This window comes from Paenibacillus wulumuqiensis (assembly GCF_000971965.1).
In the GTDB taxonomy this organism is placed as follows: Bacteria; Bacillota; Bacilli; order Paenibacillales; family Paenibacillaceae; genus Saccharibacillus; species Saccharibacillus wulumuqiensis.
Map to the genome: position 1 here is coordinate 290,246 of NZ_KQ040793.1, position 25,916 is coordinate 316,161.

The window sequence follows — 25,916 nt, forward strand, 5'->3', positions numbered from 1 at the left end:
CTGTATTAAACGTTACTGCTTTATATAGTGTCAGGTAAAGTGACGCTCCGTAAAAATACTTCATAATAAAAAACTATTGCTCTGTAAAGAAATTACATGCGCGTAAAAATGATTTGATGTGAATTTCGATGTATCGGATATTGGGTGGATTCATTTAAAACAGAGACAGATATCAGGATGGATAAAAGGAGGAAATCGTATGCCCTCACGGTTGGTTGTTATTGGGAATGGGATGGCGGGGATGCGTTGTGTAGAGGAGATGGTGAAGCGGCGGGCAGGACATTTTCAGATTACGGTATTTGGAGATGAGCCGCGGCCGAATTATAACCGGATTCTGTTATCCAAAGTACTGCAGGGAGAGAGCCGGTTTGAGGATATTGTACTGCATTCGCTGGACTGGTATGAGGAGAATGGAATTCGGCTGCATACCGGGGAGCAGGTGGTACGGATTGATCCGGATCGGCGTACGGTCTACACGGCTTCCGGGATGCAGGCACAATATGATGTGTTGATTCTGGCAACCGGGTCGGTGCCTTACCTCCCTCCGCTGCCCGGTTCGGAAAAGAAGGGGGTGATTTCCTTTCGCAGCATCGAGGATTGTCAGCGGATGACCGAGTATGCCAGCCAGTACAGCCGGGCAGCGGTCATCGGCGGCGGACTGCTCGGGCTGGAAGCGGCGCGTGGACTGCTGCATCTCGGTATGGAAGCACATGTGGTGCACAATGCCTCCTATCTGATGAACCGCCAGCTGGATGCACTGTCGGCAGGCATGCTGCAAAAGGAACTGGAGCAGCAGGGCATGATCTTCCATCTGAACCGCAATACACTCAAAATTACAGGGACCGTCCGTGCGCAGGGACTGCGTTTTGATAATGGAGAACGATTGGCTGCCGATCTGATCGTGATGGCGGTCGGGATTCGCCCCAATATCCGGCTGGCGGAACAAGCGGGGATTCGCACCGGCCGCGCCATTCAGGTGGATGACCATATGCAGACCAGCCTGCCGGGGATCTATGCGGTCGGTGAATGTGCGGAACATCGCGGCATCTCCTACGGTCTGGTCGCCCCTCTGTACGAACAGGCTCAGGTGCTGGCTGCACATCTGTGTGAACAACCGACAACCGGTTACCGTGGCTCCATTCCCTATTCCCAGCTAAAAATCTCCGGAGTGCATGTCTTCTCGGTCGGCGATGTTCAAGCTGCGGAAGCGGAAAATATCGTACAGCAGTACGATGGCGTGCAAAAAACGTACCGGAGAATCCTGGCTACTCAAGGAAAAATCAGCGGCGCCGTGCTGTACGGCGAGACAGCCGAAGGAACAGCTCTCGTCGAGATGGTACGCCGCGGGCAGCCGGCTGAGCAGTGGCTGGCAGACAGCAGCGCCCATTCGCAGACCAATGATAATCCGGCAGATGCCGCAGCGATCGCCCTCTCCCCGGAGTCGGTCGTATGTGCCTGCAATGCGGTCACCAAATGCACCATTCTGGACACCATGACCGCGCTGCATTTGGAGACGGCAGATCAGGTCAGGGAACATACCCGTGCCTCCGGTTCCTGCGGCGGCTGTCGTCCTACTGTAGAAGCGCTCGTTCGCTGTCATGCCGCGGGGATGACAGCATCGGCGGCTCCCTCTACTGCTTCACATGTACCTGCAGCGGCAGAGATGCCTTCCATCTGCGGCTGCACGTCCCTCACTCATGACCTGCTGCGTGATCTAATTCGTGAGCATCGCTGGCAGACAGCTGCCGAAGTGATGCAGCAGCTGGATTGGGTCAATTCGGATGGCTGTCCATTGTGCCAGCCGGCGCTTCAGTATTATCTAAATACTCATGATCCGTTGCAGACTGCCGGGTCGATCTTTTTGCCAGCATCCTATGCTGCACTGCTGATTCATGCCGATCCTCTACTGCTGGAACAGCAGCCGGATGCCGGTTATCTGCTGGAGCAGCTGTACAGAAGATGGCAGAAGATGATCCCGGCCGTTCCTTTGCATATCGCTGCTTCGGTTGATGCGAACAGCCCGGCCGGTCTGCTGCTGCACGATCTGGTGGTATGCGGCTCTCCGGCAGGCTGGGAGATCCATGCTGGCGGCAGCTCCACCGGCTCTTTGCGCAGGGCACAGCTCATCGCCCAGACCGATTCCCTGCAGGATGCGATCCAGCTATTATCGCTCTGCATCAGCCAATACCATGAACAGGCCTATTACGGCGAACCGGTCTGGCAGTGGCTGGAGCGCACAAGCCTGCTGACCATCCGTGAACAGGTGCTGAGCCGCTATTACGAGCAGACCGGTGAACCGGTACAGGAAGGGGAAACCAGACATGAACATGATGCAGACACAGTGTCCATTTTGCAGCGTACAGTGTAAGATCTCGCTGCATCGCACAGAATCCGGTATAATGCCCGCTCCCCCATCTGCCGAGATGCACAGCGCAAGCCGCTACAGCAGCTGGCAGGCTGAAGGTGTGCCCAATGCTGCCTCTCAGGGCCGGATCTGTGTCAAAGGCATGAATGCCCATCAGCATGCGATGAACCGGGAACGGCTGATGTTCCCGCTGGTCCGCCGTAATGGTGCGCTCGTCAGAGCAACCTGGGAAGAAGCCATGGAGCGAATCGGCAGCCATTTCCAAACCGCAATCAGGCAGCAGGGTGCAGATTCTATCGGCGTATACGGCGGCGGTTCGCTAACGAACGAAACTGCCTATCTGCTCGGCAAATTCGCCCGTATCGGGCTGGGAACGCGGTATATCGACTATAATGGACGCTTTTGCATGTCGGCAGCCGCTTCGGCAGGCAGCAAAGTGTTCGGCCTGGATCGCGGAATGACCTGCCGGCTCGAAGATATCCCGCTCGCCCGCTGCATTATTCTGGCGGGAACGAATATTGCCGAGTGCCAGCCGACGCTGCTGCCTTATTTTAACCAAGCCCGGGCAAATGGAGCCAAAATCATCGTTATCGATCCCCGGCGAACATCGACAGCAGCGATCGCCGATCTTCATCTGCAGATTCGTCCGGGAACCGATGCGATGCTGGCGCTGGCGATGCTGAAGATCCTCGTACAGGAAGGCTGGATCGATGAGGAATTCATCCAGCAGCGTACCGGCGGATATGAAGATCTCACCACCCTGCTGGATGGTATCGAGACGGAAGATGTCGCACAGTTATGCGGTATCCCCGCCGAACAGATCCGGCAGGCGGCCAGCTGGTATGGACTTGCCGAGACCGGCATTATCTTTACCGCCCGCGGGGTAGAGCAGCACACCGATGGTCATCTCGCGGTGAGGTATCTGATCAATCTGGTGCTGGCTACCGGCAAAATCGGTCGTCCCGGCTGCGGCTATGGTGCAGTCACCGGTCAGGGCAACGGTCAGGGCGGACGGGAACACGGACAAAAAGCCGACCAGCTGCCTGGCTACCGTTCGATCGAGAATGCTGCGGATCGTGAATATATCGCTTCGGTCTGGCAGGTAGATCCGGCCGATATCCCCGGCAAAGGCGTATCTGCCTACGAAATGATGGAACTGGCTGCCTGCCGGGATATCCGCACACTATTCGTCATGGGCTCCAATCCGGTCGTGTCCAACCCGAATATTCCACTCGTCCGGTCTGCACTGGAAGGACTGAATATGCTGATCGTAGCGGACATGTTCCTGTCGGAAACCGCCCGGATGGCCGATGTGGTACTGCCGGTAACTTCGTATCTGGAAAACACCGGTACACTCACCAATCTGGAAGGCCGGGTACTGCTGCGTGAAGCGGCACTCCCTGCACCTGGCGAAGCACGAGATGACTGGCGTATTTTGTGCGATCTGGCTGACAGGCTGGGACGGGGGCGGCACTTTCTTTTTCAGACAGCCGAGGAGATCTTCGAGGAACTGCGGATAGCGAGCCGCGGCGGACTCGCGGATTATTACGGGATCACCTATGAGCGGCTGCGCCGGGAAGAAGGGATCTACTGGCCCTGTCCTTCGCCGGAGCACCAGGGCGTACCCATGATGTTCACCGAGCAATTCGCCCATGCGGACGGCAGAGCCAGCTTTACCGCGACTCCCCATCATGCGGTACGAGAACAGCCTTCACCGGTATATCCGCTGATCCTGACCAACGGCCGGGTGCTGGCTCATTATTTGACCGGCGTACAGACCCGGCGCAGCGCTGCACTGGCTGCCCGTGAGCTGGAGAACTTCGTCGAAGTCCACCCGCTGACCGCCCGCCAACATCATCTGCAGGATGGCGAATGGACCGAGATACAGTCTGCACATGGCCGCTTTTTCGTACGCTGCCGGATCAGCGAGAATATTCGCCCGGATACACTGTTCGTGCCGATGCACTGGGGCGGTACCCAGAATGTCAATGAAGCAACCCCTCCCGAGCTGGACCCTTACTGCAAAATGCCCGGTTTCAAATTAACCGCCGTGACGATCCGGCCTGTACATGTCGGTGCTGCACAGCGGCAGTATCAGTCTATGCAGTGCTGAGTTGCGAGCGCACCTAATTACTTGAACGGCAAAATCATCCTGTTCTTCTCCGGCATGAAGAGAACAGGATGATTTTTTGTGTTTTGTTCTATCTTTTTTGTGTTTTTTATCTTGTATTTTATCTTGTATAGGTTGTGTTTTGTAAACTCTATGTTCAAACTTCACTGACTCCATCGTATTCCTGCTTCATCTGAGGTATGCTGGAATTATAGCGCTTTAATATTTAACTGTCATAAGCTGGCATGTCATTCCTTACTACCGATAATCAGGAGGTCACACGATGATACAGATTAGAAGAGTACATACCCATGAATTGGCGCAGGCTGCCGAGCTGGCCAATGATATTTTCTGCGAGCAGGAGTATCGGCATATGGAGACGTCATTTCCTACCCTGTTCCATCCGGGCATCAGCCATTCCTACGGCGCGTTTACCGAGCAGAATCGGCTCGTATCCTTTATGGGACTGGTTCCGGTGAAGATTCGGAGCGGACAGCAGATTCTATCGGCTTTCTCGATCGGAGCGGTATGCACCCATCCCGATTATCGTGGTCAGCGGTTGGCCGGGCAGCTGCTGGAGCGCTGCCGTCAGCATGCGACTGAATCGGGCGCTTCACTGATGTTTATTTCCGGTGACCGGTCGCTGTATACGCGTGCAGGCAGCCAGTTTTTTGGTCAGATCCATCAAGCGGCCATGTCTTCGAACACTCTCTCTTCCTGGGGCCCCTCTTCCTGGGAAATGCGTGATATGCGGGCAGAAGATATTTTTGCCGTTCATGCGCTGCTGCAATCCAGACCGGCGTATGTACAGATGAGTCTGGCCGAACTGCAGCAGATGATCGAAGCTGCACCGATGGCTCATATTCGCGGACAGCATCTGCATATCCGTGTAGCCACCGTCCCCGGACAGAGGGGCATCGAGGCTGTCAGCATCTTCTCCCTTCCTGAGGAACCATCTCATTCTACGGAGCTGGGTGATTCCATACCAGAACGCAGCGGACAGGCACTGGAATGGGCGGGTCCACACGATGCGGTCATGGCACTCTGGCAGGATGCCGCATCAGTCTATGCCCTTGCATCCCTGACTGCCCCCATTCCCTGGCAGGAAACATCCCTGATCCAGGCTGCAAAAGAATCCGGCGCAATCCTGTCCATCATCCAGAACGGTGGAACCGTCATGCTCGCCAGCGGCAGCGCCCTGATCTCCCAGACCGAACTGCTCGATGATCTGGCTCCGGATGCGCCGGTGCGATTCTCGGTTGAATCCAATAACCAGTACACCTTCCATACGCCGCAGGGCACCTACCCGGTCAATGGAGATGCGGAACTGTGCTCCCTGCTGTTCGATCCATCTTCATCATTATTGCAAAACCAGAACATCCCAAGCCCCGCCGTCCCTCTGCCTTATATGTACGGACTGTATTTTATATAACACGAACATCCCACCTCATTAAAAAAGAATGCACCATGTACCGCAGGATGATTATCCACAGAGCGAAGAAAAGGGAATAGGGACAGTCAACGACTGTTAAACATGGAGATCGACCACTGCAAGCGGTTATTCAGGATCTCTATGCTTAACCGGAGGAAGCGTCCCTATTCCTTTTCGCAGTGGATGACGCCAGCAAGCTTCTCTGTCTTTTTTACATATCCCCACAATAGGGCAAAACTGCAATCCCCAAGCCCTTTTTGGTTTAAATGAATAGAGAAAGGTAACTGGATAAGCTCGCAGAAAGAAGGAAGCCTATGAAGGATCGAAGTATACTTACGGATTATGTACGTGAACACTGGCACTATTACTTGATGGCGGTGGTGCTGATCATCCTGTCCAATATTTCACAGGCTGCACTACCCCGGGTGCTAGGGCAATTTACGGATGCGCTGCTCGCCGGCAATATCCAGTATGAGATGATTGTCCGCTACAGCCTTATTCTGGCAGGGATCGGGATTGCCTACAATCTGCTGTTCGGAGCAGGGCAGTTCACGGTGATGCGGCTCGGCCGGAAATTCGAATTTGCGATGCGGCAGAGTCTGTTCCGCAAGTTCGCCACGCTGAGTGAGCATTACTTTTCCCGTCAGGGTACCGGCAAGCTGCTCAGCTCGATGACCAATGATGTTACCTCGGTGCGTGAATCGATCTCCAACGGAGTAACCACCACGACCAATGCGGTCTTCCTGTTCCTCTCCTGCCTCGTTATGATGCTGCTCAGTCATATTCCACTTTATCTGATTCTGGTCAGCATTGTGCCGATGGTCGCGATTCCGTTTCTGGTCGTGTATTTCGGACCCCGTATTCGTAAACGGTCGATGAGCGTACAGGAATCGCTGGCCGTTATGACCGAGTCGGCAGAGGAACAGCTGCGCGGCATTCGCGTGACCAAGACATTCGCAATTGAACCGACGGCAAGACAGCGGTTTGGCAGCACGGTCGACCAGATTCGGGACAACCAGCTGCACCTGGTGCGCATGTCTTCCCTTTTCCAGGCGGCTGTGCCGTTTCTCGGAGCATTATCGCTGGTGATCTCGCTCATGTATGGTGGTTATCTGGCGATTCAGGGCAGCATTACAATCGGTAACTTTATCGCATTGACGCTCTATCTGCGCATCATGTCCGGGCCGCTGCAGCAGATTGGTAACGTGATCAATATGATGCAGCGATCCAGCGCCTCTCTGGATCGGGTCAATCATCTGCTCGGACAGCAGCCGGATATTCAGGACGATGAACATGCGCTGCCTCTGGCGGCCTCACCGGATCTGGAACTGCACAATCTGACTTTCACCTATCCGGGCAATGAACGCCCTGCATTATCCGATCTGAATATGCACATTGCCAGCGGACAGACGGTCGGGATCGTCGGCAAGACCGGCAGCGGCAAGACCACACTCGTCAAGCTGCTGCTGCGCATCTATGATCCGCCGCCAGGTACGATTCTGCTCGGCGGCACGGATGTACGCCGCATCTCCATCAACAGCCTGCGCTCCCGGATCGCCTATGTGCCGCAGGACGGGTTCCTGTTCAGCACAACGATCCGTGACAACATCGCCTTCAGCGACCGGGATATCCCGCTGGAAAAGGTGGAAAATCACGCCCGTCAGGCGATGATCTACGAGCCGATTACCCGCTTCCCGGAACAGTTCGAGACCCGGCTGGGGGAGCGCGGCATTACGCTCTCCGGCGGACAGCGCCAGCGGACGAGTCTGGCACGCGGACTCGCCAAGACCGGACCGATCCTCATTCTGGATGACAGCATGAGCGCTGTCGATGCGGTTACTGAAGCCGGTATTCTGGAGAATCTGGTTCAGGAGCGGCAGAACCGCACGACCATTATCATCGCGCACCGGATCAGTGCGGTCAAGCAGGCCGACTGGATCGTCGTGATGGATGAAGGCCGCATCGTGCAGCAGGGCACCCACCGCCAGCTGCTGAACGAACAGGGCATCTACGCCTCCATGTATCAGTTACAGGAAGAAGGTCTGCATTCATGAGCAAATTACCTTCCGGTTCGCCGGATTCCTCCCGCTACGAAGCATTACGGGCAATTCTGCGGTATGCCCGGCCGCACCGACTGACATTTGTCGGCATTTTCTTTGCCACCATACTCGCTATTGCTGCCGATCTGGTGCAGCCGTATCTGGTCAGCATCGTGATCGATGAGCATATTGCTGTCGGTGAGAGCGGACTGCCCTTTCTGACCGGCATGGCCCTGATCTATCTGGGGCTGGCTGTGATCAGCCTGATCTTCACCTACATTCAGAGCAATCTGCTTCAGTATGCCGGACAGCATATTGTCGCCAGTATTCGTAAAGACCTGTTCGGTCATATATCCAAACTGTCGATGAGCTTCTTCGACCGTTCGAGCAGCGGCGGGCTCGTCACCAATGTATCCAGTGATACGGAGACGATCAGCCAGTTTTTCACCCAGGTGCTGCTCAGCCTGATCCGTGACGGCATGATGCTGGTGTTTATTATTTATTTCATGTTCCGGCTCGACACGACGCTGGCCTGGTACTCCATGCTGACATTGCCGGTGATCGCTACGCTCGCGATCCTGTTTCGCAAGCGGCTGCGCGAAGTGTATCAGTACGCCCGCAGCCGCTTGTCCCGCCTGGTCGCTTTTACCGCCGAGAATCTGTCAGGTATGGGACTGATCCAGATCTTCCATCAGGAAAAGGAACAGACCCGCCGGTTCACCGAGTTCAACAGCGACTACTGGCAGGCCAATGTGCAGCAGCTCAAGTCCAATGTATTGTTCAACCGCACCTTTGACGTACTCGGTAATATTGCGCTTGTGCTGATGGTCTGGCTCGGTGGTGTCGCCGTATTCAACAAGCAGATTGAAGTCGGTGTGCTGTACGCTTTTATCAGTTATATCCGCCAGTTCTTCCAGCCGATCAACCAGATCACCATGCAGTGGAATACATTCCAGTCCACCATGGTATCGATGGACCGTATCTGGCGCATCCTGCGCATTCAGCCGGAGATCCGTGATCCACAGCCTGAACAGACAGCAGTTATCGTACCTGAGCAGGTCAAAGGCAAGGTCGACTTTAACCATATTACATTCGGTTATACCGAAGGACAGACCATTCTGCCGGATCTGGATCTGCATATTCGTCCGGGTGAAATGATTGGTGTCGTCGGTACGACCGGTGCCGGTAAAAGTACGCTGATCGCGCTGCTCAACCGATTCTACGACGTCCAGAGTGGATCGATTACGATCGACGATCAGGATCTGCGCCATATCCCGCAGCAGCAGCTGCACCGGATCGTCGGACTGATCCAGCAGGAACCGTTCCTGTTCTCCGGCTCGATTATCGATAATGTGCGGCTGTTCCAGGATGATGTCAGCCGTGAGCAGGTGATCGAAGCCTGCCGCTTTGTCGGTGCGCACGAAATGATTATGAAGCTGCCGCAGCAGTATGATACCCGGTTGTCCGAGCGGGGCAGCGGATTATCGGCCGGGGAACGGCAGCTGATCTCCTTTGCCCGGATCGTCGTCTTCAAGCCGAGAGTGCTGATTCTGGATGAAGCGACCGCCAATCTGGATTCCCATACCGAGCAGCTCGTCCAGCAGGCACTGCAGACTGTATCCGAAGGACGTACGACGATAGTAATCGCTCACCGCTTGTCGACGATTATGCATGCTGACCGCATCCTGGTGATGGAGCATGGAGAGATTATTGAGCAGGGTACCCATGCCAAACTCCTTGCCCATGGCGGCATCTATGCCGAACTCTACCGCCATGCCAGACAGGCAGGACATGATATTGCGGAAGCGTGATAAAGATAGATACGAATAATTGATTTAATTGCCGTGCCGTGCTGAAGATCAAAGCAACTCCAGATGATAAAAGCCTCATGCTGTCCGACTGGGACATCATGAGGCTGGGTAGCGAATATTGACTGTGATTATATGAGTCCCGGTATCAATGCAGGATTACCAGTGCTGGTTGTCCCTGTTGAAGAACCTGTATTGGTCACCTCATTGCCTGTACTCGCCGGGGCAGGATCGCTGGCTGTACCTGTTCCCGAAGTGGACTCTGTTGAAGATGGTGCTGTTGTCGAAGTGGTTGATGAGTCGGATGGAGCTGGAGCAGTATCCTGCTGATCCGCTGTGTAATCTGCAGGCTGTGGATCAGGATCACTTACCGGCTGCTGCGGAGCTGGTGTCACGGAATCCGGCTCTGCTGCGGCACTGCCGGATTCCGGCTGGGCTGCTGGTGAAGGACTGCCCGAACCTGTTGATGTACCATTGGCTGCCGAGCTTCCGGACGGTACGGGCATTGGTGTGCTGCCACCTGCAGGCTGTGGTGAAGCGGAGGATGACGAGACATCTGCAGTACGTCTGTTATCCGACTGTACTTCTGTTACCTGAGCATAGATGGTTTTCACATACTGCTCATACGACTCCTTGCTGATCTCCATTCTGAGCTGATGCACTTTGGAAGAGATCATCAGCTTGTCTTCATCTGCACTCACCTGAAATCCGCGGGAGACCAGGTTTTTGACAGCAGCTTCATAGTTGTCTTTGGTGATCGGCAGATTGGTTTGAATACTCATTTGCAGATAGCTGCTTTGTGCGATCATATCGGCAGCAATCTCGCTGGTTTCCAGGTTTTGCTTTTGCTGAGTCTGCAGGAACTTGTCGGTATCTTCTTTTCTAATCTCTTTGGCCCGATCTTCTTTCTTGTAGCGTTCCTGTTTTTCTAGCTTTTGCTCTTCGGCCTGTCTATCCTGGTTCTTCTGATCCTCAATCTTACGATCCCTGGCTCTTTGTTCTTTAGCCTTCTCGGCTTGCACTTGCGGGTCGTATGCTGCTTCGTTCGCAGCATCCGTCTGCGGGTCAGGAATGGTCGTGCTTTTGGGATAATAAGATGATGTGCCGGAAGATGGATAATTAACGGCTGAGCTAATATTCATACCTCTTCTTCCTTTCGTGATAATTGGTCGGAAACGGTTCCCCTCTCTACTCATTCCAGTCACGCAACCCCTGTTTCGATCCTGAAGAGCCCGGTCCGTACTATCCGCTTCCACAGAATAGTCTATTATTACTACTCTATCTATATTTTATAGGGTATTTAGACCTATAAAGCTATTATCGGATGATAATTCATTTTTTTAATAACTAACTAAGTCATTTTATATATTTAGCACGAATTTTTAATAAAAGTCTACAAAAAAACGAAGTCTGCGGATCATAAGATCATGCAGACTTCGTTTGGAATAAAGCAGTTATAACAGGTTGCCTGTCTTGTATTCTTAGCGTGAAGTGAACCGTACACTCGTCTGGTGAAGCCAGTAGCGGACCCGCTGGAGTACTTCCTGCATCTGCAGCGGCTTGCTCATATAATCGGTCGCTCCCGCCTGAATGCTCTTCTCGCGGTCTTCCTTCATTGCCTTGGCTGTCAGTACGATAATAGGTACATCCGCATACCCGTACAGATTGCGGACCGTCTTCATCGTCTCGTAACCGTCCATTTCCGGCATCATAATATCCATCAGGATCAAGTCGATATGCTGATCCATATGCAGGATTTCCAGTGCATCCCGTCCGTTCTGGGAAATGACGATATTCATGTTATAGCGCTCCAGCATGCTGGTCAGTGCATATACATTGCGGATATCATCATCGACGATCAGAATCTTTTTGCCGGTCAGAATCTCCTGTGTTTCCGGTACCGCGGGCTGCTGAGGTGTCAGCAGATCCTGTACGGATTCCAAGGTGGTGGGACGCTCGGCGAGCACCATTTCCTCTTCAACAAGCTCTGCTTCCAGTCGATCCGATTCATACGTAAATGTATAATTCTCATAGGAATCGGCCGAGACCACATTGCCTTCTTCCATAAATACCGTCCGGTTCAGGTGCAGCGGCTCATTCAGGTCAAACATGGCATTTTCCGTATGTGGATCTGTTACTGCACATGGGATATAGAATGTAAATGTACTGCCTTCATTCAGCTTGCTCTCCACATTAATCTCCCCGCCGAGCAGATGAGCAAGCTGGGAAGAGATCGACAGCCCGAGACCTGTACCGCCATACTTGCGGGCAGTTGCGCCGTCGGCCTGACGGAAGGCTTCGAAAATGACCTGCCGATTTTCGGGAGAAATACCGATACCGGTATCACTCACGCTGAATGCAATCATTGGCTGACTGCTCTGATATTCGGCAGTCTGCACCCGTCCGACCTTTTCAATCGTCATGGTCACGCCGCCGGTCTGGGTGAACTTGAATGCGTTGGACAGCAGATTACGCAGCACCTGCTGAATACGCAGCTCGTCCGAGTAGATGATATCCGGCACATTGTCTTCTACCTGTACTTTGAAATACAGATCTCGCAGGGATGCCGTCTCCTTGAAGCTGCGCTCCATCTGTTCCGCCATGGAGCTGATGCTGATCGGATTGATCTCAATCTGCATTTTGCCGGCTTCCACTTTGGACAGGTCGAGAATATCATTGATCAGATTCAGCAGATCCCTGCCGGATGAGTGAATGATCGAAGCATATTCCTGCTCCTTGGCTGTCAGCGTATTGCTGCTGTTCTCCGACAGAATCTGGGACAGGATCAGCATACTGTTCAGCGGAGTACGCAGTTCATGCGACATATTCGCCAGGAATTCTGATTTGTAGCGCGAGCTGACCTGGAGCTGCTGGGCGTATTTGTCCAGCTCGATCGCTGTACTTTCCGCAGCCAGCTTGCCCTGTTCGAGACGTTCGTTGAGTATTTGCTGCTCTTCCGCCTGCATTTGCAGCTCTTCGGTCTGTGCCTGCAGTTCTTCGGATTGCGCCTGGAGCTCCTCCGACTGTACCTGCAGTTCGTGGTTGAGCGATTGGGATTCTCTGTACAGCTGTTCCACTTCCATCCGCATTTTGACCGAATTGAGAGTGACAGCAAAAATGTCAATCAGCTGCTGCAGCAGCAAATGTTCTTCACGGGTAAACGGCTTCATCAGCGCAAATTCCGCTACCGCGATCACTTTACCTTCAAAAATAATCGGAGCCGCAATCATCGCCTGCAGCTCGGTACTGCCGAGCCCGGAACTGACGATTTTGGTATAACCGGCAGGCAAAGGATGCAGTTCCAGCACACGCCGCTCGGTAATACACTGGCCGGCGAGTCCTTCTCCTTTGCGGATACGCTCCTGTGCGATCTCCACATCATGGCTCTCTGCTGCAAAGGAAGCGGTTTTGTTCCAGTCTTCCTTGCCCTGATCGACATACACTACACCGTATGGTGCGTTAAACCATTTGTTCATTTTGGTCAGCAGCACCGAAGACAGCACATGAATATCGGTCGACTCCTGGAACTTGGTGGCTGCGGTAGCAATCTGGTCTTTGACCCAGTTCTCATGCTGTACATGATCCAGCAGACCGTTGGCTGCTTCTCCCAGGTCACCGACCTCGTCAGCCGTCTTGATCTCGACACGCTTGTTGAGATTGCCGCCTGCTGCAATATCACGAACCGTCTCCGTTACATCCTTGATCGTTCTCACGATCCGGTTGGAGATCAGAACAGCCGTCGCAATCGATATGGCAGCCAATGCAGCCCACAGCAGCAGCATAATATTCAGCAGTCGTTCATTGCTCACCGCCGTCGCTTCAATCCGTGCAGCGGTTAGCGCTTTTTCGCTGGCACGGAATGCATCCAACTCCGTTCGCAGCTGGTCGATCTGCTGCTTACCGGGATCACTGGCAAAAAAGGCGTTGACTCCGGCATTGTTTCCTTCACGTTTGAGATCAATGACCTTGTTACCGGCTTCATTAATCCATTTCTGAATACCTGCCTTGATGGTATCCAGATTACTCTGCTGCAGAGAGTTGTCCGCTACCAGTGAATATAGCTTGTTATAATCCGATTCCCACTGCATGGCAGCATCATTATAGGGTACCAGATAATTGTCATCACCGGTCAGTGCGTATCCACGCTGTCCGGTCTCCATATCCAGTACATGCTTTTCCAACGCATTCGTCAGATTATGCACTTCCAGATCATGATCATTGATGTAACGATTCTCTGCTTCCAGCTGGCTCATCCGGCTGGACATCATCGTTAATACAAGACCGAGACACAGGATAATGACAATATAACCGGCTACAATCTTGGTGCGTATACTCCACTTTGCGCTTCTAAGCACAAGAACGCCTCCAGTATATTTTGAATATTTCTCACTCTGCCATATACAGAGGTGATTTTGTTGGTTACCCAACTATTTTACTTCAAATAATTTATATTGCAAACGGATAATCGATAAGTATTTTATTTTCCATATATTGCATAATAAGGTGTGATTACTATGTCGGCCAATCCTTGTTATATTGTAGAGCGCAGCTGCATTTTGGCCCTATAGTCCTGCGGAGAGATCCCTTCCAGCTCACGGAATACGCGGGAAAAATGTCGATTGTTCTCAAAACCGACCATTTCGCTAATATCCGACAGCTTCCAGGGGCTATTTGCCAGCAGTTCTTTGGCTCTGCCGATGCGTACCTTTTTGAGATACAGTACAAAGTTTTCCCCGGTATACGCTTTGAACGCTTCACTGAAATACGAATAATTCAGCGACACATGATTGCTGACCATCGCCATATTCAGCGGCCGGTCATAATGGGCCTGAATAAACTCCACCGCTTCCCGCAGCTGGCGATGTTCACTGTGCACGAGCCGAAGCTGGCCGATATAATCATCCAGGCAAATGAGCAGACTCTCCAAATCCCGGTAATATTCCCGGAAATACCGATAATGCTGCAGACTGCATGTGCGCTGGTACAGCCGTATAATTTCGATAGAAGGTTCTCCGTAATGACGAAATACCTCATCCATAATCGACTCGTTGATCAGCCGGGAGACTTCCTCTACATAGCGAACGGTCAGTCCGGACAGATCATCCCCATGGAAAATCTCCTGCAGCCTGCTGCTGATCTCCCGGGTACGCCCTGTGCCGAGGATGTTGCCCAGCAGACGGATCTGCTCCTCCGGCAGTTCCTGCCGAATCGCATCGGTCTCGGCAGGTTCGTAGTTCAGCAAGTATAGTCCGGGATGGAAAAAGCCCTGCTCCAGCGCTGTACAGGCTTCACGGTAAAAATGTGCCAGCTGATCGATACCCTGCCCCTCCGTACTCACGCCAAACTGCAATCCGGGCACCTCTCTGCGGGCAGCCGCTTCAGCCAGTGACTGCAGCAGCATCTGCTCCTGCTCCGGCACGATCCAGACCAGCCGTTCCTCCCGGTCATGCAGTTCCACTACAGCACAAAAGGGCTGTGCAGCCAGCCGCTCCAGCAGCAGCTGCAGCTCCTGACGGCTGACCGGCTGTCCATGGATATCCCTGTACTGAAATACGCAGACATGATAATCCGCTGGCAGCATATGCGCAGCTGCAGCGGATTCAGCGGATGATCTGCTTCCGGCAGGATACTCATACAGCAGAGCACACAACTGCTCTTCCTGCTGCCGCTGTCGGTACCGGGCAGCCTCTTCCAGCTGGCGGCCGACCAGATCCTGCTGCTGCAGTTCCACGCCAATCCGCTGCAGCGCTTCGAACAGATCTTCCCGGCGGATCGGCTTGAGCAGATATTCGCGCACCTGATAGCGGATCGCCGCCTTGGCATATTCAAAATCATCATAACCGCTCAGTACAATCACATAGGGCTGCACGGTGGGCGTTCTCATGGCGCGCAGCTTTTCCAGCATGCCGATTCCATCCAGTACCGGCATACGAATATCCGTAATCAGGATATCCGCCGGCTGTGCCTGCAGCCGCTCCAGCGCTTCCTGACCGTTACGGACACCATGCATCTTATACTGGCCGGGGAATTCGCGTTCAATCATCACCTGCAGCCCCTGTCGGATATTCTTCTCGTCATCCACGATCAACAACTGTCTCATGTCAGCTACCTCCTCCTGCCTGAATCCGTTTGGGGATAATCAGTTCCACCTGTGTGCCCAGTCCGACTTTACTGTGGATCTGTATTCCATATTGTTCTCCATAAAATAATCGTATCCGCCGCTCCACATTTTGCAGACCGATACCTGTCGTGCCCGGTGCATATCCTGCCGGTTCATCATGAAGCTCTTCCTGCCGGATACCGGCCTCGCGAATACGTGCGCGCAATTGCTCCAATGCCGGCTCCGGAATGCCTCCCCCATTGTCCTGTACCGTGATCGTCATGACCCCATCCTCCCGCTCGGCTGATCGGATCAGCAGATGACGAACCGGTGCCGATTCCTCCCAGGCATGCTTGAAGGCATTCTCCACTAGCGGCTGCAGGGACATCTTGAGCAGTATCAGCTCCAGATCAGGCGGTGCAATATCCATTTCCAGCTCGACCGGTTCCTCGTAGCGGATATTCATTACATCTATATAATTGCGGATATGGCGCAGCTCTTCCTCCAGCTTCACATATTCGCCGGTCCACTTGAAGTTATAGCGCATCATGCCGCCGAGCGAAGTGAGCGCATCCGAGATCTGCCGCTGATCCTCGATCTCGGCCAGCATTTTGATATTTTCCAGCGTATTGTACAGAAAGTGGGCATCAATCTGGCTGTACAGCGTCCGCAGTTCCGCTTCCTTCATCAATGCTTGCTTGCGGACAGCCTGGGCGATCAATTCATTGATCGTTCCGTTCATCCGGTTAAAATGATAGGCCAGCTCACCGATCTCCCCGCCGCCATCCACCTGGACGACCGGTGGGAATTCTCCTCGGCGCATCTGCTTCATCGCCTGGGTCAACTTGCGCAGATTTTTGAGAATCAGCGAGTTGGCCACATACGTAATCAGCGAGACGAGTACGATGAATCCTACCGTTGCCAGAATAATCAAATTTCGCGCCCGTCCGGTATCCTGCAGCATCTTCTCCAGCGAGGTTACATGCACGAGCCGGGCACCGAGCCGCTCTACCGGGATGCTCGTGAGCAGATAGGACTGCCCATCTGCCCGGTACTGGGCGGACAGTTCACCGGCAGTGAGACGCTCCGAATCGCCAGCGCTGGTGAGCAGACGATCCGCCAGCCGGGTGTGCAGATTCTGTTCCGTATAGGAAGAGACATTCCCTCCGCCTGCATCCAGCAGCAGCATCCGCGAACTGTCCTCCTGACTCTGGCCAAAGGTCAGCGGCGCCAGATCGGACAACCGCATATCCACCTGGATCATGCCGGCATGATGCCCTTTGGGCAGTTCCAGCTCACGCAGCAGAGACAGCTTGGGCGGGTCCGGTTCCAATGCACGACTGTTATCTGTTCCACTTTGTGACAGATCACTGCGCTGCATATACCAGGCTTCCCGGTCACCGAGGCCTCTGGCCATACCATACCATGGAGCATCGGCGGTCCGTTCCTCATGCAGGATAATCGGCCAGATCTCGTACGTGTTCGGACTGTTGCTGTACAGCCGCAGATGCAGGATCGATGGATTATTGATCTGGATCTGGGCGAGCCGGGCATAGGAATTGGTATTAAATTCGAGCAGTTCCGCTGTAGGTGTGTCTTCATCCTCGGTCAGATACTGAATGACCGACTTGTCTGATACCGCCAGCTGTGCGGCCCGTTCCATCGTCTCGATCTGCGTCTGAATGGTCTGCTTTTCATTTTGCAGGATGTCGATGCTTTTGAGCCGCGTATCCTGTATATAGGTCGTGTTGATCTGCTGATAGGAATAATAGGAGATACCTGCCGTGGGCAGCAAAATAACAACGATATAGGCGATAATCAGCCTGCTCTGCAGCGATATTTCATTAAGACGCCTGAACAGCTCCCGTATCCCACTCTGCAATCGATTCAAGCCCGCAGCTTCCTTCCTTTGCAATATAAGCGCTTACATTATAGTTATATTGTAACTCAATATATTGTAAAAAGAGTAAGGAATTATGAAGATTCTCCATGAAGTTTGAACATGTCATGGTGATCCCGGTAGTACTGGATAATGAAGTCCCGGAAATTACCCACCGAAGCAGGCAGCAGCTTGCCTTTTACCCAGAACAGGCTGACCGAATACGTAGGGGAAAATCCGGCGATCCTGATATAATCCAGATTCAGCTGTCTGCAGACAGATACAGGCAGCAGACTCACCCCCTGATTGACCTGGATAATCTCTGTAAGCAGGTAGGAATCGACCTCAAAAATGCTGTTTGGCACAAACCCGGCCTGTTCACAAATATGATGAATAAATTCGCTGTATTCCCTGTTGTCCGCAAGCGAAATAAAAGGCTCATCGGCGACTTCCGTCAAAGAAAGTTCGGATCTGCCCGCATACTTATGGTTGGAAGGCAGTACCAGCACAATATCTTCATTAATGAGCAGACAGCTCTCGATTTCCTCATCTTCGGCAGGATGACCGGCGATACCCAGATCGATCTCCCCTTTTTTCAGACTGGAGAGGACTTCGCTTTTCATTTTGATTCCCTGATGCACTTTGGAGTCGGGGTACTGGTTGATATATTCGGTGATCAGCCTGGACAGAAACCGCGGATTGGAAATGGAGATACGGATCGTCCGGGAAACCAGCTGCTCCTCGGACTGGATCTCCCGCTGTGCATTTTCCAGCTCCGTGAAAATCCGGTTAACATGCTTCAGGAGAATGTGTCCGGCAGGGCTCAGTTGGATATTTCTACCCTTGCGTATAAATAGCTGCGTGCCCAGTTCATCTTCCAGTCTTTTGATCGTCAGGCTGAGAGAAGGCTGGGCAATATTGAGCTGTCTGGCCGCCTGAGTCATATGCTCGGTATAGGCCACGGTCTGAAAGTATTTGAGCTGAAGCAGCTCCATATAAGCAGTCTCCTTATTTATCATAGTAAATGTATTTATACTATATTATGTATTAGATTATATGCAAATATAGATATAAAATAAGGATATAAGAAAAACAAGCAGCCATACTGCTGCTGAAAATAAATGGGTGAAAGGAAGCGTTCATTATTATGAAGATCGATATTAATAATATTGCCAAAAATCTGAGTACTCCATTAACTGCACCCGCTTATGCTCTTCCGCCTTACCAATTTGTTAATCGTGAATATCTGAATATCATTTACCGTACCGATGCTGTAGCACTGCGCGCTGCAGTACCGGAGCCGCTGGAAATCGGTGAGCCGCTGGTCAAATTCGAAATTATGTGGATGCCGGATGTGTCGGGTCTGGGCGCTTATACAGAGGCAGGCCAGGTCATCCCTGTTCAGTTTAACGGTGAAGAAGGCGATTATGTACATTCGATGTATGTAGACAACTTCCCGGCGATTGCCAGCGGACGCGAACTGACTGCCTATCCCAAAAAGCTGGGCGCGCCCAAGCTGTATATCGATTCGGATACACTCGTTGGGACACTGGACTACGGCAGCCTGCGTGTAGCCAATGCGACAATGGGCTTCAAGCACTGGGAGATCGACAAGGAAACAGCCAAAAATGAAATTTGCCGTCCTACCTTTATGGTGAAAATAGCAACCGATTATTCCGGTCAATTGCGAATCTGTGATCTGGTACGCACGCAGATTACGGATATTAACGTCAAAGGAGCCTGGGGCGGTCCGGCACGACTGCAGCTGTTCGAACATGCTCTCGCGCCTCTGGCCGATCTGCCTGTATTGGAAGTCGTCTCGGCATCCCATATTCTTACCGATCTGACGCTGAATGCCGCAGAGCCTGTCCATAACTATCTGGAAGAACAATAAGGAGGTCTTTATAATGAGAATCGCTGTTTTGGGAGCGGGCTCCCTCGGAACGATCGTCGGCGCTTATCTGAGCGCTGGCGGCATGGATGTGGAATTAATCGATACGTATGAAGCTCATGTGGATGCGCTGAACGCAAAAGGTGCCAGAGTGGTCGGCACCACGGAGTTCTCCTCTACCGTCAAAGCGATCCTTCCGCAGAACAAATCGGGAAAATACGATCTGGTACTGCTGCTGACCAAGCAATTGTATAACGACTCGGTACTGCGGGAGCTGCTGCCGTTTCTGACAGAAGATAGCGTCGTCTGTTCGCTGCAGAATGGTATTCCCGAGCAAAATGTCGCTGCGATTGTTGGCGAGCATCGTGTTATTGCCGGTTCGGTTGAATTCGGAGCTACTTTTATGGAACCGGGTGTATCCCGACTGACCACCGAATATACCCAGTTCAAAAAGTATGCTTTTCAGATTGGTGAACTGAATGGGGAGATCACAGACAGAATCCGGCAGATCCAATCCGTATTGGAATGGGTCGGCGGAACCCATGTCTCTGACAATCTGGTTGGCACCAAATGGTCCAAACTGCTGATCAACAACGCATTCAGCGGTCTGTCCGCCGCATTGAATGGAGAATACGGAGATATTCTGGATAACGAGATCGGCATTACCAGTGCTGTTCATATCGCCGATGAGACGATCAAGGTCGGTCATGCCAATGGCATCGAATTTTCCAAAATGAGCGAATTCGATATTGCCTCGCTGGAACTGCACTCGGAAAGTGATATTCCGGACCTCATCCGTACGCTGCGAATGGTCATGGAACCGTCCCGACTGCTCAAAGCAAGCATGCTGCAGGATCTGGAAAAGAAACGCAAAACCGAAATCCGGTACATCAACGGCGTTGTTCCCAACATGGCCGCTGACAAAGGCATTGCTACCCCATTTAATGATATGGTCGTGCATCTGGTGGAGTCTGCGGAAGCCGCGCAAACCGTGCCTGATTTTGATACCAATATCAAGGCATTTGCAAAATTGCTGCAAACCCGGCACCTGATGTAATTGTAATGTAAACCGGTGATATACAGGGAACCTGCTTGATCACGATAGATGCACCCATAACAAAGACCGCCGAAGCTGAGATTCTGGCTCCTTCGGCGGTCTTTTGATTGAGATCGTATTACTGTGCTTTGAGCTTGGTCAGATTTTTCTCGTATTCGGCCTGCTGGTATGCCTGTACTTTGGCCAGGCCGTACTCTTCACGCTTGCTCAGGTAATCCTGAAAAATCTGGTCGAACTCGGCATCCGAGGATGCCAGCAGCAGCTGCGGCAGTGTTTTGCCCCACAGCTGGGTGATCTTGGTGTTGATAATGCCTTCCGGTGAATTGCCTGTCGGATTCAGCTGGTCAAATTCGGAGCGGCTGACCGTTTTGCCTTTGGTCCAGTCTTCCATCTGCTTGAACGGCTCGACACTTTCCGGCTTCCACTGGTCCGTAATATTCGTATTCATCTGCATCCAGTACTTGTGGGAAGCACCGTACTTGGTATCAAAGGCGGAACGGTCAGTATTGAGCGTCTTGAGCGCTTCCGGTTTGAACTGCGGCTTGCCGTCCACCATATCGTACGTTACGCCTTCTTCACCCATATACATGTCCTTTTGTCCTTCTTCACTGATCATATATTCGAGGAAACGGATCGCACGTGCCTTGTCCTTGACGTCCTTAGAGATCAGAGTCAGCGTCCAGCCGGAGATGACCGGACCGCTCAGTACCGGCTGATCCAGCTGTGCATTGGAAGGTCCATCGACCGCAATATAGACAGAGTCCGGATCACTCGCATACAGCGCATTCTGCTGGGTGTTAAAGTCGCTACGCTGGTACAGCATCGCAAAGTAGCGTCCCTGTGCGATTTTCTCTTCCATTTGTGCCCGCTTATCGATAAAGATATCCTTGGCCAGCAGACCCTCCTGGTTGGCCTGGCGCAGCGTCTTCAGCCAGCGTACATATTCCGGATCGGTCGTCCGGTCATACAGCTTGCCGTCCTTTTCCATCGGGAGGGCCAGGAAGTTTTGCAGATAACTTTCCAGCGAGTAGTTGCCGTTCTCGGTAAATTCATGCAGTCCGAGCGGAATCAGCGGCTGGCCGTTCACCTGCGGGAATTTCTCCCTGGCCATTTTCAGTGCATTCAGGAACCCTTCCGGAGTGCGCATATCCGGCTTGCCCAGGGCTTCATACATATCCTTGCGCACGACGAATACCTGATTGGATACATAGTTCTCGCCATACTTGGCAAAGTCCGCCGGCGAAGAAGACGCATTCGGATAACCGTATACATTGCCGTCCGGCTGGGTATACCAGGCCAGCTTGGCCGGATCGGTTACTTTGAAGAAATAAGGATCATACTCTTTGGCGAGCTCATTCAGCGGCAGCACGAGTTTGCCCTCGATCATCTTTTTGACTGCATCCTCACTCCAGCCGAGTGTAATAAAATCGGGCAGCTTGCCGGACGCGATCATCGTATTGAGCTTCTCGTTCTCATTGCCCGCCGGAACGATAAAGTTCAGGCTGACGCCGGTCTTTTTGGTAATGTACTGGCTCGTCGGGTCTTTGCCCCAATCGCTGCCGGTGTACCAGGAGAAGTTCATATACCAGTCAAAGGTAATCGGAGACGTATCGGCTTTCCAGCCCGGTTCATTGGCTGAAGCCTGCTGCACCGGTACCGGGTTGGCATTGTCGCTCGCCCCTTTGCTGCCGCCAAAATATGAGCAGGCCGTTGTCAGTGTGAGCAGGCTGGCTGTTACGATCGCCAGCGCCGGTTTGTACCATCTGCGTGCTTTGATATTCATATCTGTTACCCCTCTCTCTTCGTGCAATTTTTGTAAATCAGCCTTTGATCGAGCCGATCATCATGCCTTTGACAAAATATTTCTGCAGGAACGGATAGACGAATACGATCGGCAGTGTCGTGACGACCATCGTCGCCAGTTTGATCGACTGCGAAGTCACCGACCGGTTGATGCCGCCCGGGACTGCCGCCAGCATCTGGTTGGAGCTGGATTCTGCGACGACGCGGTACAGATACGTCTGGATCGGCTGCAGGGTCGTGTCGTTCATGTAGATCATGCCGGTGAAGTAATCATTCCACTGGTATACCCCATGGAACAGCGCGATCGTGGCGATTACCGGCATCGAGACAGGCAGGACAACCTTGAGGAAAATCGCCCAATCATTGGCCCCGTCGATCCGGGCCGCCTCCTCCAGCCCTTCCGGAATCTCGCGGAAGAACGTCATAAAGATAATGAGGTCAAAAAAGCTGAACATCGCCGGAATAATATAGACCAGAAAGTTATCCAGCAGATTGAGATCCTTCATCAGCAGGAACGTCGGAATCAGTCCGCCGCTGAAAAACAGCGTGACCGTACCGATCCAGATATACACCTTGCCGCCAATCAATCCGCGCCGGGACAGCGCATAGGCAACCATGGCGGTAAAGAACACATGGATAAGCGTGCCGATCAGCGTCTTGGCGACCGTGATCCACATCGCCTGCATGATGCCCTCACTCTGGAATACCGCCCGGAAACTCTCCAGGCTGAATACGCGCGGCCACCAGTAAATCCCTCCCCGCATTGCATCGGTGCCTTCATTGAGCGCATTGATCAGCACATACCAGATGGGATACAGGGTCAAAAAGCAGATCGCCAGCATCAAAATCATGTTACAGGTATCGAATATCGCTTCGCCGCGTGTACGGCGGGCTGCATTTAACATCGTCACTTACTCCTTTCTTTGAGGGGATGCTTTCGGTGCTGTTGCGGGGTGGATGGGGAGTGGCGGTTGGCTGGAGTGAGGGGGAGCGCTGCGGGAAGGGATTGGGGAACGGGCTCCGGTTAAGCCTGGATATCCTGAATTGGGATAAAGCGGTGGATATCCAGGCTTAAATATCGCCCTTTTCCCCAATTCCCTTCCCTCCGCTCCGTGCCTCACCCCACCCTCGCCTCTCCCGCATCCACTCCGCAAAGGCTTCTGCAAGCTTTTTTGGGGGTGGTACATTTGGAAACAGGTGGAGTTACAGGGATTGATGGGTGGCTCTTATGACAATATTGGTTATGCTGAATTGGCTCTAATTGCAGTTGGGAGCTTGATTAATACTTCATTTAGTAGACATATCATCCATTCATGGTTGAACAGGTTTTAAATTGGAGCCTGACTACCCAATCATTCTCTCCACGCAGGGAGCAGAGGAATTGGAATTTGTATTCAGCAGCGAAGCGGTCTCATTTAAGATCGGATATCCTCCGCGTAAGCGGAATTCAGGGATATCTGATCTTAACGGAGGGCAGAAGACAAATCCAATTTCGAAGCGCTTGCCCTCGGGAGCACCACTGCTCTGCACAACATCAACCTCCACAGCCAACATTTACAACTGATCCGCTCATTCCCAACATACGACTCAGAACAACGAAGTATTATTGAGCCGCTTGGTCACCTGATTTGCAATCACCAGCAGAATCAGCGCAATGATGGACTTGATCAATCCGATCGCTGTGGAATAGGAGAAACGTCCGGACAGCAGACCCGTCTGGTAGACGTAAATGTCGATAACGTTGCTGGCGCTCTCGTTCAGCGAGTTACGCAGGACGAGAATCTGGTCAAAGTTGGAATTCAGCACGCCGCTGACAGCCAGGATGAACAGGATGGCGATCGTGCTCTGGATACCCGGCAGGGTGATGTACCACATTTTCTGAAAACGTCCGGCGCCGTCGATGGTGGCGGCTTCGTACATTTCCGGTGATACGCTCGACATTGCGGCCAGGTAGATGATCGCGGACCAGCCGAGTTCTTTCCAGATGTCCGAGATGATGACGATCGCCCAGAAGTACTGCGGCTCGGCCAGATAGGAGATCGGCTGGTCGATCAGATTCAGTGCCAGCAGCACATTGTTGATCACACCGACATCTGCCAGCCAGGTGGTCAGGATGCCGCCCAGGATGACCCAGGACAGAAAGTGCGGCAGATACGAGATCGTCTGCACGGACTTTTTGAACCGGACCGAGCGCAGTTCGTTCAGGAACAGCGCGAACAGGATGGGCAGCGGGAATCCGATAAACAGCTTGATCAGGCTGATGCCGAGTGTATTGCGAATGACATCGGGCAGATTCTCATCTTCCATAAAGGCACGGAAATGTTCCAGCCCCACCCAAGGCGCATCTGCGATACTTTCGACGATATTAAATTCCTTGAACGCGATAATGATGCCGTACATCGGGATATAGTTGAATACGAGCATCCAGACGACGCCGAGCAGTGCCATCACCTGCAAATGCCGCTGGGTGTAGAGACGGCGAAACCATCTGCGCATTCTCCCGGATGTGGAGGTGCCTGTCTTGCGCTTGGCATCCGAGCCGGTCTTCACCTCTGTCTCCATAATAGATCCTCTCCTCCCAAAATTATGTAAGCGATTACATTTATGGGTTTAATTATACCGAGATGATGAAGAGGTTATAAGGTTCCATATTTCGTATTGGGTGTCTCATTTTTCGGGTGGTATGTAAATAATATAAAAAATGACTCTACATAGGCGTTGTGAAAACAGTTGCCTCATCTGAAGTTACTGCCTGTCAGTTCTTGGGCCTGCAGGAAATAAGCATAACTTTTTGTCGTGTATTGAAATCCTTGGTCTGAATGCAGCACCCTGTCTTTTGGCCCGGCTTTTCAATCGTGGCAGTGACGAGCTTAGTTTGGCCATAAAAAAATCCCCTCCGGTCTTCAGTGTTGATCTCATTGTATTATGAGATCTTTTTTCACTGGCTACTTGAGGGGATCATACAAATTTCTTTAAGGAACATAACGGTTCTTTCATCAAATATCCTATGAAGGTCAATGCCTTTGTATAGTAGGATCATTTTTATTGGCCTTCTTTTCTTCAATTAACAAATCAAGATATTTAACCAATCTATGACTGATCTTCAATAAAAAAATAAAACCTATAACAAGCATAATAAAGTAGACAATCCATTGAATAAAGGGCAAATAGGATAAAAATGATGTTCCAATGTACATGGAATCAGAAGATACTATATTTTCAGACATACCTCATACTCCTTTCATTGTAAAGCAAAGTTCATTTTATAATACAGTACTACAGTAAGCAATAAAGATAAAATGAACGCGTATTGCTTGACTTATAGTTTTAAAAATCGTATAAGATTTAGCAAATCAGTTAAATCTCTGTCCTTTTTTGGCCATAAAAAATCCCCTCCGGTCTTCAGTGTTGATCTCATTGTATTATGAGATC

16 protein-coding genes are annotated in these 25,916 nt (G+C 52.1%); 7 read left to right on the forward strand and 9 right to left on the reverse strand.

What is annotated here, in order from left to right; translation table 11 throughout:
• Positions 1–199 precede the first annotated feature (199 nt).
• The 5 genes from WH45_RS04295 (at position 200) to WH45_RS04315 (ending at position 9,757) form a co-directional block, all read left to right on the forward strand.
• A complete protein-coding gene (locus WH45_RS04295) occupies positions 200–2,368 on the forward strand; it encodes an FAD-dependent oxidoreductase (RefSeq protein ID WP_046213163.1) in 2,169 nt (722 codons plus the stop codon).
• Positions 2,322–4,478: a molybdopterin oxidoreductase family protein gene (locus tag WH45_RS04300; RefSeq protein ID WP_046213164.1), complete on the forward strand. Its 2,157-nt coding sequence runs from the start codon at positions 2,322–2,324 to the stop codon at positions 4,476–4,478. The genes WH45_RS04295 and WH45_RS04300 overlap by 47 nt, the downstream gene beginning before the upstream one ends.
• 280 nt (positions 4,479–4,758) lie before the next feature.
• Positions 4,759–5,907, forward strand: a complete 1,149-nt coding sequence (locus tag WH45_RS22740; protein ID WP_052723611.1) for a GNAT family N-acetyltransferase — start codon at positions 4,759–4,761, stop codon at positions 5,905–5,907.
• A gap of 314 nt (positions 5,908–6,221) precedes the next feature.
• Positions 6,222–7,961 carry an ABC transporter ATP-binding protein gene (locus tag WH45_RS04310; RefSeq protein WP_046213165.1) on the forward strand — a complete coding sequence of 580 codons (1,740 nt, stop codon included), beginning with the start codon at positions 6,222–6,224 and terminating at the stop codon, positions 7,959–7,961.
• Positions 7,958–9,757, forward strand: coding sequence for an ABC transporter ATP-binding protein (locus WH45_RS04315; RefSeq protein ID WP_046213166.1), 1,800 nt, complete (start codon positions 7,958–7,960; stop codon positions 9,755–9,757). Before WH45_RS04310 ends, WH45_RS04315 begins: the two co-directional genes overlap by 4 nt.
• Positions 9,758–9,885: 128 nt before the next feature.
• Here WH45_RS04315 and WH45_RS04320 read toward each other — a convergent pair whose 3' ends face one another.
• The 5 genes from WH45_RS04320 to WH45_RS04340 form a co-directional block, all read right to left on the reverse strand.
• The gene (locus WH45_RS04320; protein ID WP_046213167.1) at positions 9,886–10,896 is read right to left on the reverse strand and encodes a hypothetical protein; all 1,011 of its coding nucleotides are present in this window, start codon (positions 10,894–10,896) and stop codon (positions 9,886–9,888) included.
• 339 nt (positions 10,897–11,235) lie between these two features.
• Positions 11,236–14,109: a CHASE3 domain-containing protein gene (locus WH45_RS04325; protein WP_046213168.1), complete on the reverse strand. Its 2,874-nt coding sequence runs from the start codon at positions 14,107–14,109 to the stop codon at positions 11,236–11,238.
• Positions 14,110–14,285: 176 nt separating this feature from the next.
• A complete protein-coding gene (locus WH45_RS04330) occupies positions 14,286–15,854 on the reverse strand; it encodes a response regulator (protein WP_046213169.1) in 1,569 nt (522 codons plus the stop codon).
• A gap of 1 nt (position 15,855) precedes the next feature.
• Positions 15,856–17,745 carry a cache domain-containing sensor histidine kinase gene (locus tag WH45_RS04335; protein ID WP_046213170.1) on the reverse strand — a complete coding sequence of 630 codons (1,890 nt, stop codon included), beginning with the start codon at positions 17,743–17,745 and terminating at the stop codon, positions 15,856–15,858.
• Between the two features lie 83 nt (positions 17,746–17,828).
• Positions 17,829–18,728 (reverse strand): LysR family transcriptional regulator, encoded by a 900-nt coding sequence (locus tag WH45_RS04340; protein WP_046213171.1) that lies wholly within the window; start codon positions 18,726–18,728, stop codon positions 17,829–17,831.
• Positions 18,729–18,880: 152 nt separating this feature from the next.
• Here WH45_RS04340 and WH45_RS04345 point away from each other — a divergent pair, with 152 nt between their 5' ends.
• Positions 18,881–19,627, forward strand: coding sequence for an acetoacetate decarboxylase (locus WH45_RS04345; RefSeq protein ID WP_082096538.1), 747 nt, complete (start codon positions 18,881–18,883; stop codon positions 19,625–19,627).
• Positions 19,628–19,640: 13 nt separating this feature from the next.
• The gene (locus WH45_RS04350; protein WP_046213173.1) at positions 19,641–20,681 is read left to right on the forward strand and encodes a ketopantoate reductase family protein; all 1,041 of its coding nucleotides are present in this window, start codon (positions 19,641–19,643) and stop codon (positions 20,679–20,681) included.
• Positions 20,682–20,799: 118 nt separating this feature from the next.
• Here WH45_RS04350 and WH45_RS04355 read toward each other — a convergent pair whose 3' ends face one another.
• The 4 genes from WH45_RS04355 to WH45_RS04370 form a co-directional block, all read right to left on the reverse strand.
• On the reverse strand, positions 20,800–22,464 hold the full coding sequence (locus WH45_RS04355) for an extracellular solute-binding protein (protein ID WP_046213174.1): 1,665 nt from the start codon (positions 22,462–22,464) through the stop codon (positions 20,800–20,802).
• Between the two features lie 37 nt (positions 22,465–22,501).
• Positions 22,502–23,389, reverse strand: a complete 888-nt coding sequence (locus WH45_RS04360; protein ID WP_046213175.1) for a carbohydrate ABC transporter permease — start codon at positions 23,387–23,389, stop codon at positions 22,502–22,504.
• A gap of 682 nt (positions 23,390–24,071) precedes the next feature.
• Positions 24,072–24,980, reverse strand: coding sequence for an ABC transporter permease (locus WH45_RS04365; protein ID WP_235338290.1), 909 nt, complete (start codon positions 24,978–24,980; stop codon positions 24,072–24,074).
• 518 nt (positions 24,981–25,498) lie between these two features.
• Entirely contained in the window at positions 25,499–25,711 is a 213-nt protein-coding gene (locus WH45_RS04370) for a hypothetical protein (protein ID WP_046213177.1), read from the reverse strand.
• Positions 25,712–25,916 lie beyond the last annotated feature (205 nt).